The sequence below is a fragment of the Enterobacter cloacae complex sp. 309I3 genome, from assembly GCF_050031595.1.
Classification (GTDB): domain Bacteria; phylum Pseudomonadota; class Gammaproteobacteria; order Enterobacterales; family Enterobacteriaceae; genus Enterobacter; species Enterobacter cloacae.
Map to the genome: position 1 here is coordinate 656,496 of NZ_JBLGWI010000001.1, position 12,557 is coordinate 669,052.

At 52.9% G+C, this 12,557-nt stretch carries 15 protein-coding genes and 3 tRNA genes; 9 read left to right on the forward strand and 9 right to left on the reverse strand.

What is annotated here, in order from left to right; genetic code table 11:
* Nucleotides 1-3 precede the first annotated feature (3 nt).
* Nucleotides 4-462, reverse strand: a complete 459-nt coding sequence (locus ACQG22_RS03125; protein WP_013095474.1) for a YbaK/EbsC family protein — start codon at nt 460-462, stop codon at nt 4-6.
* Between the two features lie 328 nt (nt 463-790).
* On the opposite strand from ACQG22_RS03125, the gene ACQG22_RS03130 reads away from it, so the two are divergent.
* A complete protein-coding gene (locus tag ACQG22_RS03130) occupies nt 791-2,137 on the forward strand; it encodes a PTS cellobiose transporter subunit IIC (RefSeq protein ID WP_013095475.1) in 1,347 nt (448 codons plus the stop codon).
* A 463-nt stretch (nt 2,138-2,600) separates the two neighbouring features.
* Here ACQG22_RS03130 and ACQG22_RS03135 read toward each other — a convergent pair whose 3' ends face one another.
* Nucleotides 2,601-2,969, reverse strand: coding sequence for a hypothetical protein (locus ACQG22_RS03135; RefSeq protein ID WP_426711483.1), 369 nt, complete (start codon nt 2,967-2,969; stop codon nt 2,601-2,603).
* A complete protein-coding gene (locus tag ACQG22_RS03140) occupies nt 2,957-3,472 on the reverse strand; it encodes a hypothetical protein (protein WP_426711484.1) in 516 nt (171 codons plus the stop codon). The genes ACQG22_RS03135 and ACQG22_RS03140 overlap by 13 nt, the downstream gene beginning before the upstream one ends.
* A gap of 55 nt (nt 3,473-3,527) precedes the next feature.
* Here ACQG22_RS03140 and ACQG22_RS03145 point away from each other — a divergent pair, with 55 nt between their 5' ends.
* Nucleotides 3,528-3,734 (forward strand): hypothetical protein, encoded by a 207-nt coding sequence (locus ACQG22_RS03145; protein ID WP_426711485.1) that lies wholly within the window; start codon nt 3,528-3,530, stop codon nt 3,732-3,734.
* A gap of 219 nt (nt 3,735-3,953) precedes the next feature.
* Here the strand turns inward: ACQG22_RS03145 and fhuF are convergent, their stop codons facing one another.
* Entirely contained in the window at nt 3,954-4,742 is a 789-nt protein-coding gene (gene fhuF, locus ACQG22_RS03150; protein ID WP_058683641.1) for a siderophore-iron reductase FhuF, read from the reverse strand.
* 92 nt (nt 4,743-4,834) lie between these two features.
* Nucleotides 4,835-5,899, reverse strand: a complete 1,065-nt coding sequence (locus ACQG22_RS03155; protein WP_023621917.1) for a GGDEF domain-containing protein — start codon at nt 5,897-5,899, stop codon at nt 4,835-4,837.
* Between the two features lie 216 nt (nt 5,900-6,115).
* Between ACQG22_RS03155 and ACQG22_RS03160 the strand changes: the two genes are divergently transcribed.
* A complete protein-coding gene (locus ACQG22_RS03160; RefSeq protein ID WP_058681502.1) occupies nt 6,116-6,385 on the forward strand; it encodes a DUF1435 domain-containing protein in 270 nt (89 codons plus the stop codon).
* Nucleotides 6,386-6,427: 42 nt separating this feature from the next.
* Here the strand turns inward: ACQG22_RS03160 and ACQG22_RS03165 are convergent.
* The 4 genes from ACQG22_RS03165 to rsmC all read right to left on the reverse strand — a co-directional run bounded on the left by ACQG22_RS03165 (nt 6,428) and on the right by rsmC (nt 7,927).
* A tRNA-Leu gene (locus tag ACQG22_RS03165) sits at nt 6,428-6,514 on the reverse strand.
* Nucleotides 6,515-6,545: 31 nt separating this feature from the next.
* A tRNA-Leu gene (locus ACQG22_RS03170) sits at nt 6,546-6,632 on the reverse strand.
* A 28-nt stretch (nt 6,633-6,660) separates the two neighbouring features.
* Nucleotides 6,661-6,747, reverse strand: a tRNA-Leu gene (locus ACQG22_RS03175).
* A gap of 151 nt (nt 6,748-6,898) precedes the next feature.
* A complete protein-coding gene (gene rsmC / locus ACQG22_RS03180) occupies nt 6,899-7,927 on the reverse strand; it encodes a 16S rRNA (guanine(1207)-N(2))-methyltransferase RsmC (protein WP_013095479.1) in 1,029 nt (342 codons plus the stop codon).
* A gap of 102 nt (nt 7,928-8,029) precedes the next feature.
* Between rsmC and ACQG22_RS03185 the strand changes: the two genes are divergently transcribed.
* The 6 genes from ACQG22_RS03185 (at nt 8,030) to ACQG22_RS03210 (ending at nt 12,441) form a co-directional block, all read left to right on the forward strand.
* Nucleotides 8,030-8,443, forward strand: coding sequence for a DNA polymerase III subunit psi (locus tag ACQG22_RS03185; protein ID WP_013095480.1), 414 nt, complete (start codon nt 8,030-8,032; stop codon nt 8,441-8,443).
* Nucleotides 8,412-8,855, forward strand: coding sequence for a ribosomal protein S18-alanine N-acetyltransferase (gene rimI / locus ACQG22_RS03190; RefSeq protein ID WP_038418642.1), 444 nt, complete (start codon nt 8,412-8,414; stop codon nt 8,853-8,855). Before ACQG22_RS03185 ends, rimI begins: the two co-directional genes overlap by 32 nt.
* Nucleotides 8,856-8,875: 20 nt before the next feature.
* A complete protein-coding gene (gene yjjG, locus ACQG22_RS03195) occupies nt 8,876-9,553 on the forward strand; it encodes a pyrimidine 5'-nucleotidase (RefSeq protein ID WP_020684451.1) in 678 nt (225 codons plus the stop codon).
* Nucleotides 9,554-9,645: 92 nt separating this feature from the next.
* Nucleotides 9,646-11,235: a peptide chain release factor 3 gene (prfC, locus tag ACQG22_RS03200; protein WP_023621922.1), complete on the forward strand. Its 1,590-nt coding sequence runs from the start codon at nt 9,646-9,648 to the stop codon at nt 11,233-11,235.
* A 300-nt stretch (nt 11,236-11,535) separates the two neighbouring features.
* The gene (osmY, locus tag ACQG22_RS03205) at nt 11,536-12,153 is read left to right on the forward strand and encodes a molecular chaperone OsmY (protein ID WP_013095484.1); all 618 of its coding nucleotides are present in this window, start codon (nt 11,536-11,538) and stop codon (nt 12,151-12,153) included.
* A 126-nt stretch (nt 12,154-12,279) separates the two neighbouring features.
* Nucleotides 12,280-12,441: a DUF1328 domain-containing protein gene (locus ACQG22_RS03210; RefSeq protein ID WP_003856556.1), complete on the forward strand. Its 162-nt coding sequence runs from the start codon at nt 12,280-12,282 to the stop codon at nt 12,439-12,441.
* Nucleotides 12,442-12,557 lie beyond the last annotated feature (116 nt).

A 12,557-nucleotide genomic window follows, 5' to 3' on the forward strand; every position in this document is an offset into this window, starting at 1 on the left:
CAATTAAATGCATACATCGACCCACTTTGCGGACGTCAGCTCGGCCATCCGGTCTGGAGAAATGCGCACGGCGCTGTGGATGGCACCTGCGGCGGGCAGCACTTCCGCGTACTGTTTTAACGAAATATCGCAGTAAACAGAAAGTGGGTTTTCCAGCCCGAACGGACAGACTCCCCCGACGGGATGGCCTGTAATCGTCACCACTTCATCACTACTGAGCATGCGCGCTTTTGCACCAAAGGTATCTTTCAGTTTTTTGTTGTCCAGACGCGCATCGCCTTTCGCCACAACCAGAATCACCTCATTTTTTACTTTTAGCGATAATGTCTTGGCGATTTGACCCGGCTCAACGCGATGAGCGGCAGCAGCCAGCGCAACGGTCGCGGTACTTTGACTCAGTTCAATGATTTCTATATCCGGCGCGTTGTCGGCAAAAAACTGCTGTACAGACTGCAAACTCATTGTTTCCTCCTGACAAATATCCTGCGTAATCTGTCATAAGAATTTATCTGCTGTAAATATCTCTTAAGTAACAAATATCCTACATGGCCGATTTCTGGATCGCCTTCACATTCACGGAAACCGGTTACAGTAACCGGTTGCAGAGCGTGAATCAGAGATTAATACTGAGGACGTAACGTCCCCTGTATCCAATAATAAGAGCACATTATGAAACCATTCCGTCTGAGCAGTACCGCTGGTACACGAGCCAGCAAGGTTGTGAAGCTGATTTATGGAACAACGTGTGGCGTGAAAGCGCCCGTATCGAACGTCTGACAGGAGATCTGCTATGTCTGCCAACCATGCTGCGTTTAATCTGATATTCCGTTTCGTTGAAAATTACGTCAGTCCCATTGCCGGGCGGATCTCTTCCCAGCGTCATGTTATGGCTATCCGCGACGGATTTATTTCCGCGATGCCCTTCATGATTGTCGGTTCATTTTTGTTAGTGTTTGCTTACCCACCGTTTTCGCCAGACACCACCTGGGGCTTCGCGCGCGCCTGGCTGGACATGGCAAAGCAATTTGAAGGCCAGATTCTCACGCCGTTCGATATGACGATGGGCATTATGTCCATTTATATTTGTGCGGCCATTGCCTATAACCTCGGCAAACACTATGTGAAATCGCATCAGTTAGATCCGTTCATGTGCGCCATGCTGTCGCTGATGGCGTTTCTGTTGGTGGCTGCACCTAAGACCAAAGGCACGCTGCCCGTAGACAGCCTGGGAGGCACGGGGATCTTTACTGCGATTCTGGTAGCAATCTACTGCGTTGAGATGATGCGTTTCCTCAAAGCGCACAATATCGGTATCCGTCTGCCGGACCAGGTTCCTCCGATGATCAAAAACTCCTTTGATCTGCTGATCCCGGTGCTGGTGGTCGTACTGACGCTCTATCCGCTGAGTTTGTTGATTCAATCTCAGTTTGGCATGCTGATTCCGCAGGCCATTATGTCAATCTTCAAACCGCTGGTTTCCGCTGCGGATTCTCTGCCTGCCATCCTGCTGGCGGTGTTGATTGGTCATTTACTGTGGTTCGCAGGGATCCACGGGGCGGCAATTGTCTCCGGGATGCTGCAAATGTTCTGGCTGACCAATCTCGGGGCTAACCAGACCGCCCTGGCGGCAAGCCAGCCTCTTCCCCATATCTTTATGGAGGCGTTCTGGACGTTCTTTATCGTGATTGGGGGCTCGGGGGCTACAATGGGGCTGGTGTTCTGCTACCTGCGCAGCCGTTCAGCGCATCTGCGCTCAATCGGGCGTCTGAGCGTGGTGCCGAGCATCTTTAACATCAACGAACCGGTCATTTTTGGTACGCCGATCGTCATGAACCCGGTGTTCTTTATTCCGTTCCTGCTGGCACCGATGGTCAACGCCGTGCTGGCCTGGGCGGCAATGAAGTTTGATCTGATTAGCCGCGTGATCTCTGTTGTGCCATGGACAGCACCCGCGCCTGTGGGCGCCGCATGGGCGCTGGGCTGGGATTTCCGCGCGGCCATTCTGGTAGTGGTGCTTGCGTGTGTCTCAGCCATCATCTACTTCCCGTTCTTTAAAGTGTACGAGAAGCAGCTGCTGGAGCAGGAAGCGGAAGAAGCGCAGCGTAATGCGGAAGCGGAAAATCAGCAGGTGGCCTAGGTAAAAGCAAAACGGCAACATAAGTTGCCGTTTTTAGTGTTTGTTCCCTTTCCCTGTGGGCTGAGGGATCCCCAGTAATTTTTTAACCATAAGCGATAACGCTGCTCTCAGAATGACTGAGAACATTCAGCGATGCCCTGGTCCGGCTGTAAATCGCTGGAGGCGTTTCCTGCAGGCCGGGGCGAGGCGCAGGGATGCGCCGAGAGGGCGGCTTGCAGGGACGTTACATCCGCCCGTCCCCGATAAGCCGGAAGGAATAAGCCGAAGGCACCGCGAAGCGGCGATTTACCGCCGGGAGCCCGGGTCGCCAGGGTGGTGGCGACTGAGCCACCCTGGCACGTTCACAAGTCATGCCGTTACAGAGTAGCAAGGAACATAAAGTGAACGGAATGACCTCACAGCCGTATGTTCCCCCTCACCCCCGCCCTCTCCCCAAAGGGCTGAGGGATCCCCAGTAATATGGTCATGCCACCATGACCATATTTGCTCTACTCTTTTCCCAGCTTTTCATCTCGTTAACTATATTCAGCCGTCTCACTTTCCCGGGCTCATGCCGGATGACTTCTTCTGCCAGACTCAGGTATGACAGCACCCGTCTGTGCCTGATGCTGCTTGCCTGATAGTGCCAGTGTAAACACTGCCTTTCTGCCCTGTAACCTGCCAGCCACATCACCAGGCTTGCCATTGCCGCGACCATATTCAGCACTTCCAGTCGCCCTTTTTCCTGACTCCGGCTCAGCCTCAGACCGAACCCGAAGCGTGGACTTTTGTCATACCGGAAGTTTTGTTCTATCTGCATTCTGCGGCTGTACAGGGCCATTATCTGGTCCAACTACAGTCCCTCTGCATTACTGAACAGCAGCAGGGCTCCCGCGCGCTACTGCGGTGTTCCCGCTGTGTTTTCGGCATCCCCCCTTTTCCCTGACGCCCTGCGTCAGGGCGCTTATGCAGATAGAACCGGCCGTAACAGGGCGTTAGTGGTTTACGGGACAGGACACCGTAACCCACGCAGACCGGTTGTCCGGTAGCCTCAAGCTCACTGATTTTCATCCATTTTTTATCTCCGTCCAGCCGGAAGCTGATGCAGCCCCTGACCCTGCCGGTGAAGCTCCAGCCCAGCTGGCTGACATGCCGGAACCAGTCTGTCCGGAAGCCTGCATCTGTAATGATGGTGACGGCTTTATCTTTCGGGATGGCATCATGCAGGCGGTCAAGGAAGCGGCACTGTACATCGCTGTTCTGCGCCAGCTCTGCGGGGACAACCTCACTCATAAGCGGCAGTGAGCGACCATTACAGACCAGGCTTTTTACCACAAAGATACCAGTTCCTGTCATGCCAGCCTGTCCAGTCGACAGCAATCACACAGAAGGGCATCAGGGAGGTGATGGTATGTGTGAGCAGGTGCTGAATACGGGGAATATCCCGGTGAAGGGCGGTATTACCCAGGGCACGGTCAACACGTTTAATTTTATTTTTGACGTGCGCTCTGCCGGGAAGAGTGCGACCAAGGCTGGTCAGGGTCAGATCCGCACCGTGCGTGAGGGCAACGGCCATGGAAACAAGGACATTAATCCGGAAGCTGTGAACATCCGGTAAAGACGCGGAGAAAAATTTCTGGCAGACTGTCTGTAAAGGCACGATGAGGTCTCTTCTGATTTGTTAGCGCAACCAGTAGATCACACTTCATCGTGCTTTTCATTTTTCTGGGGAACCCTCAGCCCAAAGGGAGAGGGGGCCGTCTGTGCAGGCATTATTTATGGGGATCCCTCAACCCTGTGGGAGAGGGGCAGGGTGAGGGCATCAGGCCGGTCCTGACTACTTCAGCGTACAATCCCCGCACTGCTGAACGTCCGGCAGGCGATAGCGCTGGCAGCAGGTGCGACGCACCAGAAGCCCGTCACGCGGCACTACGGTACGGAATAACGGGTTATCGCGGCCATCTGCAAGCTGTTTCGTAAAGAACAAGGACTGACGCAGGGCATCCACCTTCTCATCACCGAGCAGGGGCTTCATTTCCGTCAAATACCAGTGGATTAAATAGCCGGTATTACTCCAGATAAGCTTCCCGTTGATCTCACCTGTCTCTTCCAGAGCATTCACCACTGGCATCAGGGCGCGGGTCACGAGCCGATCCATCCGCTGCGTGGCAGAAAGATGCATGGTCGTTGGGTCTTCGTGAAGATCGATCCAGAAGCAGGCCGCACGCCCCGTCTCGTGGAACTCAACGTGAAAATACTCCGGGGAGAGATCCAGCATGGTCTCCTGGGTGAGCAATGCCAGCATAAGCGGAGGCGCCATCAGGCCGATATACCATTGCGCCCAGAGAGAGAGCAGGGGCTTATTTTCCCGCGTAAGGGTGGGGTGATTGCGATAGATATGGTCAGAATAGGTTGCCAGCAGCGACTGGCGTTTTGCCGGCTGCTGCCACTGTGCCAGTGTCATGGCGTGGTGCGGATGCGGCTCATCCAGTTTGATAAAGTCCAGCAGATGGGCACGGGTTGCCGCTATCTTTTGGCGTATGGCTTCCGCAAGTGAAGAGTCTCCCGTGGTGAGACGGGCTCGCCAGAGGAGGGGTTCAACAGTCTGTACGGTATGAGTGGCCATAATAGATAGAAATCTAAATGATAATGATTGCCAATCCTAACTATTGCTCATACCGATGGCAAGACTTTTGTCCTGGAGAGAGAATGCTGTGCTTAAACCGCCTGTAGCTCTTCGCTGAGCAGAATGTTATTCCGCCCAAGATGCTTTGCTTCGTAGAGGGCTTTATCTGCTTTTTCCAGCGCGCCTTCTGCGTCTTCATTCTCGAAAATGGCAATACCAATGCTGATGGTGACGTTAGTCGCGACGCGCTCATTGAACATGTGGGGGATTTTTAAGTCGTACACTTTCTGACGAATGCGCTCTGCCGTCTGGCGGGCATGTTCCAGCGAGATGTTCGTCAGCAGTACCATAAACTCTTCCCCGCCAAACCGCGCCACAATATCCCGTGAGCGTACGGCATCACGAATGGCTGCCGAGACACGGATTAACGCCTGGTCACCCATCATATGGCCGTAGTGGTCGTTATAGGCTTTGAAGTGATCGATATCCATTAGCAGGACAAAGTGTTCGCCGTTTTCTACCGCGGGCAGATTCTCCAGTCGGCTTTGCAAGCCGCGACGGTTATACAGGCCGGTAAGCGGATCCATCATGCTGAGATCGGTCAGGGTTTCTCGTTCTTCCAGTAACCGGGAGAGGAGCTCCTGAGCGAAGCGATCGTTACGTCTTTGTAGTACGTGGTGAACGCCGATAGCCACGACCGGAAGAATGAAAGAGTAGATCATTCTCAACCAGTGTTCAGAGGGGCTTAACCACAGGCAGACAATAAATGCGGGTAATGAGTGGAGCGTAAACGCTTTGATATTAATGGCGAATGCCAGCGAACCGATAAAAAGCACCGTTAATAGCGCCATGATCAAATATGTCGCCCGATCCTGCGTAATTAACGAAAATTTTGAGGCGATTTGCCAGGCCCATAAAATACCGAATATCGCTGAAACCACAGGAATATTTATCTTGCGGGTACACTTTTGCCAGTGCCAGAGCAGCAATCCGGTGCTGAGCGTAAAAATAGCCAGCAGGGGGAAAGATAACAGCTGAACAGAATAGAGCGGATTTGTTACCGAGAACACCGCTGAGGTTGCGTTCAAAAATAAAAATAAACGTAACGATAATTGATATTTGCTGTTGACCAAAGACCGCCAGGATTGTGATGTCATAGTAGTGCGTTTTTATTAAAATTTAATTAAAACAGATAAATGGATGTTGTTTCGCAATAATGGAAGCAAAAAAAATCAACGAGTAATTATCAGAGAAACTTTATGAGTAGTTAACAGGTGGGCAATTTATCACCTTAAACAATGCCTGTCATTACGGGAAAGGTAAACGGCCACGGTTTTTAATTATCGGTGCTGACAAATGATAATGCTTGTCATATGATATTGGTTATCATTATCGATTCGAAAGGGCAAACCATGTTGAACCGGGTGTTAGGAAGTGGTTGGGGGGTATTACTGCCGGGAGCCATCCTCGGCGGTCTGATGTTTGCCGATCTCTCCATTGATCTCTGGAAAGCCATCATTGTGTCAGGACTGCTGATGACCTCAGCCATGATCTGGCATAAGCAATTACGGCACTTTGTTTTGTTGCCATCATGCGTCGCGCTGGTCAGTGGAATTCTGGTGATACTGATGAGTTTGAAATAACAGGGAATAACAAGAAGGACTTCAGAGGGGATGCAAGATAATTGGTGCGAGGGGGGGGACTTGAACCCCCACGTCCGTAAGGACACTAACACCTGAAGCTAGCGCGTCTACCAATTCCGCCACCTTCGCACAGTTATCTTACTTTTTGATATCGCCTCGTTGGTGCGAGGGGGGGGACTTGAACCCCCACGTCCGTAAGAACACTAACACCTGAAGCTAGCGCGTCTACCAATTCCGCCACCTTCGCCCAGTGCGAGCAATATCAACGTGATTTATGGTGCGAGGGGGGGGACTTGAACCCCCACGTCCGTAAGGACACTAACACCTGAAGCTAGCGCGTCTACCAATTCCGCCACCTTCGCATACCATCGATACTGTAAAAGTATCGTAACCACGGAGGCGCATTCTAGATGTTTTGAGCTTTACGTCAATAGAAAAATGCGCGCGTTGTTTTGATTGCTGCAAAAATGGCCGGAGGGGGATGGCCCTTCTCCGGCAAACAATACCCGTGGATTACTTTTTAGCCTGACGCGTCATCACGGTACGGTAGACCTTAAAACGGCCTGTTTGCGCGATAACTTCATGGAAGCCGAAGGTTTCATCCAGCACTTTTGGGTACGGCAGAAACGCGTTGGCGACGATCCTCAGTTCCCCCCCGCTGTTCAGGTGACGTACAGCGCCACGGATAAGCGTTTGCGCTGCTTCAAGGCTGGTTTCGATGCCATCGTGGAACGGCGGATTTGAAATAATCATGTCGAACCGACCGGTAACGTCCGAGAAGACGTTGCTGGCGAAGACATCCCCTTCGAAGCCGTTTGCGGCAAGCGTCGCACGGCTGGCTTCAACTGCTGGCGCGCTGACGTCACAGAGCGTCAGGCGGACTTTTGGTGAGTGGCTTGCCAGCACCGTGGCCAGTACCCCTGCACCGCAGCCTACATCCAGCACTTTGCCTTTGGTGTGCGGCGTCAGCGTGGAGAGCAGCAGCTTACTGCCCACGTCCAGCCCGTCACGGCTGAAAACGCCCGGCAGGGTTTTAATGGTCAGGCCATCAAGCTGATACGCATCCCAGTAGGTCCCGGCATCAAAGGAAGGCTGGTTTTCCAGACGACCATGATACAGGCCGCAGCGACGGGCGCTGTCGACTTTATTGAGCGGGGCGTACGCTTCCAGCATCTGCTCTGCGCTTCGCACGCCGCTGCGGTTCTCACCGACCACGAAAATATCGCACCCGACCGGCAGCAGAGAGAGCAGATTCATCAGCTGGAACTGCGCTTCCGGTTTGTTCTTCGGCCAGTAGTAGATCAACGTGTCGCAGTCAGCGACATCACTCTGTTCCGCCACCAGGCTAAAGCGTGCGCGCTCGCCCATCTGGCGGCTCAGCACCTGCCAGTGGTGGTAGTATTGGGTATGGGCACGGCTTTCAGCACAGTCAAAACGCGCGGGCAGGTCATCCTGCATATCTCCGGCAAACAGAATACGGCTTTCTTCGAAATCATCACTGTGACGCAGCAAGACTTCACTTGCCGGGGTAAATGCAGACATGAATTGTTCCTCAATAAACTCAGGCGGGGATTATAGTAGGTAGATGGCGCACTTTCGACACATTTGCTATATTTGCGCGCCTGAGAGACAGGAGTTTTCGCTATGACATCCCGACGTGACTGGCAGTTGCAGCAGCTGGGTATCACCCAGTGGGCCTTGCGTCGCCCGACGGCGTTGCAGGGTGAAATCGCCATCGCCATTCCTGCGCATGTGCGTCTGGTGATGGTGGCGGAAGAACTGCCTGCCCTGAATGATGCCCTGATTGGTGATGTCCTTCGCAGCCTGAAGCTGACGGCCGACCAGGTTTTACAGCTGACGCCGGACAGGGTCGCCATGCTTCCTCCTGACAGCCATTGCAACTGCTGGCGAATGGGCGAGACAAACGACATATCCCTTTCCGGGAGCCAGATCAGCTCCCCCGTGCTGGAAGAGCTGAAAGCCAACCCAAAAGCGCGAAGCGCGCTATGGCAACAAATCTGCGAATATGAACACGATTTCTTCCCTCACGACGCCTGATCTGCTTGCGGCGTATGCGATTGAAACACGCGCCCATGCGTTTCCGTGGAGCGAAAAGACACTCGCCAGCAATCAGGGCGAACGGTATCTAAATTACCGCCTGGACGTTGACGGCACCCTGGCTGCATTTGCGATAACCCAGGTCGTTCTGGATGAGGCCACGCTGTTTAATATCGCGGTGGATCCCGCGTTTCAACGCCGTGGGCTGGGAAGAGAACTGCTTACGCATCTCATTCGTGAGCTCGAAACCCGTGACGTTTTCACCCTGTGGCTGGAGGTGCGCGCGTCAAATGTCGCCGCCATCGCGCTCTATGAAAGCTTAGGCTTTAACGAGGCGACAATTCGCCGTAACTACTACCCGACCGCAGAGGGACGTGAAGACGCCATTATTATGGCTCTGCCGATTGGATAACGAAAAATAAGGTTGTAACGATGAAATGGGACTGGATTTTCTTTGACGCCGACGAAACGCTCTTTACGTTCGATTCGTTCGGTGGTCTACAGCGGATGTTTTTGGACTATAGCGTGACCTTCACCGCTGAAGATTTTCAGGACTATCAGGCGGTGAATAAACCGCTGTGGGTGGATTACCAGAACGGTGCCATCACCGCGTTACAACTGCAGCACCAGCGTTTCGATGTCTGGGCCGAACGGTTAAATGTAAGTCCAGGCGCGTTAAACGAGGCATTCCTCAATGCGATGGCCGATATCTGCGCCCCGCTGCCGGGGGCGGTTTCCCTGCTTGATTCGCTGAAAGGCAAGGTCAAACTGGGGATCATCACCAACGGTTTTACCGCGCTGCAGCAGATTCGCCTTGAGCGCACGGGCCTGCGCGATCATTTCGACGCGCTGGTGATCTCAGAAGAGGTGGGCGTGCCGAAGCCGGATCCACGTATTTTTGATTATGCACTGGCGCAAGCCGGCAACCCCGATCGCGACCGTGTGCTGATGGTGGGTGATACCGCGGAGTCGGATATTCTGGGCGGCATGAATTCTGGTCTGTCCACCGTCTGGTTGAATGCGCATGGCCGCGTGAAGCCAGAAGGTATTGAGCCAACCTGGACCGTAACGTCGTTGAACGAACTGGAGCAGCTCCTGTGTAAACAATGATTGCCTGCCCCCCATTGATGGGTAAAATAGCCGCATTTTTCGTATTCCATGATGCGCGGCCTGCTGTCGCGCTTATATAAGAAGATTTGATTATGACGTTGTCTCCTTATCTGCAAGAGGTGGCCAAACGCCGCACTTTTGCCATTATCTCGCACCCGGATGCCGGTAAAACCACCATCACCGAGAAGGTGCTGTTGTTCGGACAGGCCATCCAGACCGCCGGTACCGTTAAGGGCCGTGGCTCCAGCCAGCACGCAAAATCTGACTGGATGGAGATGGAAAAACAGCGTGGTATTTCGATTACCACCTCCGTGATGCAGTTCCCGTATCACGACTGCCTGGTGAACCTGCTGGACACCCCGGGCCACGAAGACTTCTCCGAAGATACCTACCGTACGCTGACGGCGGTGGACTGCTGCCTGATGGTGATCGACGCCGCAAAAGGTGTAGAAGACCGTACCCGTAAGCTGATGGAAGTGACCCGTCTGCGCGATACGCCCATCCTCACCTTTATGAACAAACTCGACCGTGACATCCGTGATCCGATGGAGCTGATGGATGAAGTGGAAAACGAGCTGAAGATTGCCTGTGCGCCCATCACCTGGCCAATTGGCTGCGGTAAGCTGTTTAAAGGTGTTTACCACCTTTATAAAGACGAAACCTATCTGTATCAGACAGGTAAAGGCCACACCATTCAGGAAGTGCGCATCGTGAAAGGTCTGGATAACCCGGATCTGGACGCCGCGGTGGGTGACGAGCTGGCTGCACAGCTACGTGACGAGCTGGAGCTGGTGAAAGGGGCATCTCATGAGTTCGATAAAGAGCTGTTCCTGAGCGGCGAAATTACCCCGGTCTTCTTCGGTACCGCTCTGGGTAACTTCGGCGTCGACCATATGCTCGACGGTCTGGTGGAGTGGGCGCCGCAGCCGATGCCACGTAAAACCGACACCCGTGAAGTGGAAGCGAAAGAAGAGAAGTTCACCGGCTTCGTCTTTAAAATTCAGGCCAATATGGACCCGAAACACCGTGACCGCGTGGCCTTCATGCGCGTGGTGTCCGGCAAGTATGAAAAGGGTATGAAGCTGCGTCAGGTGCGTATCGGTAAAGATGTGGTGATCTCCGACGCGCTGACCTTCATGGCGGGCGACCGTTCGCACGTGGAAGAAGCGTATCCGGGTGACATCATCGGTCTGCATAACCATGGCACCATCCAGATCGGTGATACCTTCACGCAGGGCGAAATGATGAAGTTCACCGGGATTCCGAACTTCGCGCCAGAGCTGTTCCGCCGCATTCGCCTGAAAGATCCGCTGAAGCAGAAACAGTTGTTGAAAGGGCTGGTGCAGCTTTCCGAAGAGGGTGCTGTGCAGGTCTTCCGTCCAATCGCGAATAACGATCTGATCGTGGGTGCGGTGGGTGTGCTGCAGTTCGACGTGGTGGTTGCGCGTCTGAAGAGCGAATACAACGTGGAAGCGATTTACGAATCGGTCAACGTGGCGACCGCGCGCTGGGTTGAATGTGCTGACGTGAAGAAATTCGAAGAGTTCAAGCGTAAGAACGAAGTTCAGCTGGCGCTGGATGGCGGTGATAATCTGACCTATATCGCCCCAACCATGGTTAACCTGAATCTGACGCAGGAACGTTATCCTGACGTACAGTTCCGCAAAACGCGCGAACACTAATCCCCTCTCAGAGCACGGCAGCCGCCGTGCTCTTCTTTATTTCCTGTCTTATTAGTCCCTTGCGGAATGTTCTTAATTCATCGCATTTTCGCGCTTTTTGCTCGTTTTTTGCCCGAAACTGAAAGCACCTCTGTGAGAGTGATCTATATTTAACTCAGTGTTTAGCTCCGGGCGTGGATGAATAAACTGTTCAATGCATGACTTTAGGTTCTCCATTTTGCCCGTGTGTCTATTCGCAATATATAAAACTACTAAGGAAGTATGTAGCCCGAATAACGGGCAAAACACAGGAATACATCGATGAATATGACAAGACTGAAGATTTCTAAAACTCTGCTGGCGGTGACATTGGGTAGCGTTCTGGTAAGCGGCTCCGCTCTGGCGGAATCCAGCACCATGGATAAAGCGCAAAACACCGCTAATACCGCAGGGGAAAAAATCGATAGCTCTATGAATAAAGTCGGTAATTTCATGGATGACAGCTCAATCACAGCAAAAGTGAAAGCCGCGCTGGTAGATGATGAAGCTATCAAGAGCACCGATATTTCCGTAAAAACCGAGCAAAAAGTCGTCACCCTGAGCGGCTTTGTTGAAAGCCAGGCCCAGGCCGAACAGGCCGTAAAAGTGGCGAAGGGTGTTGAAGGCGTTGCGTCTGTAAGTGACAAACTGCACGTCCGTGACAGCAAAAACGCGTCGGTGAAAGGCTATGCAGGCGATGCCGCTACGACCAGCGAAATCAAAGCTAAACTGTTAGCTGACGACATCGTGCCATCGCGTAAAGTCAAAGTGGAAACCACCGACGGTGTGGTTCAGCTTTCCGGTACGGTAGATTCTCAGGCGCAAATTGACCGCGCCGAATCCATTGCGAAAGCAATTGATGGTGTGAAAAGCGTTAAAAACGATCTGAAAACGAAGTAAACCTGCACGATTCGCCCGACAGGCCAGCCCTGCGGGCGAAATAAAAATGACTCTGGAAAAACGCCGGTGAGTGACCTGAGCGCTCATATTTAGCGGCCGACATTAACTATGGTAAAGGAGAGGCTTATGTTTCGTTGGGGCATTATATTTCTGGTTATCGCGTTAATTGCCGCCGCTTTGGGCTTTGGCGGACTGGCGGGTACAGCGGCCTGGGCAGCTAAAATTGTCTTCGTTGTCGGTATCATCCTGTTCCTGGTGAGCCTGTTTACGGGACGCAGACGTCCGTAGCAAACGCAATATTCCTTAAACAAAAAAAAGCCAGTCGTTATGACTGGCTTTTTCTTATTTGCGTTGCTGGTCGGGTGCGTTACTGTGGAGAGAGAAAATAATCAAAACAGGAAAGC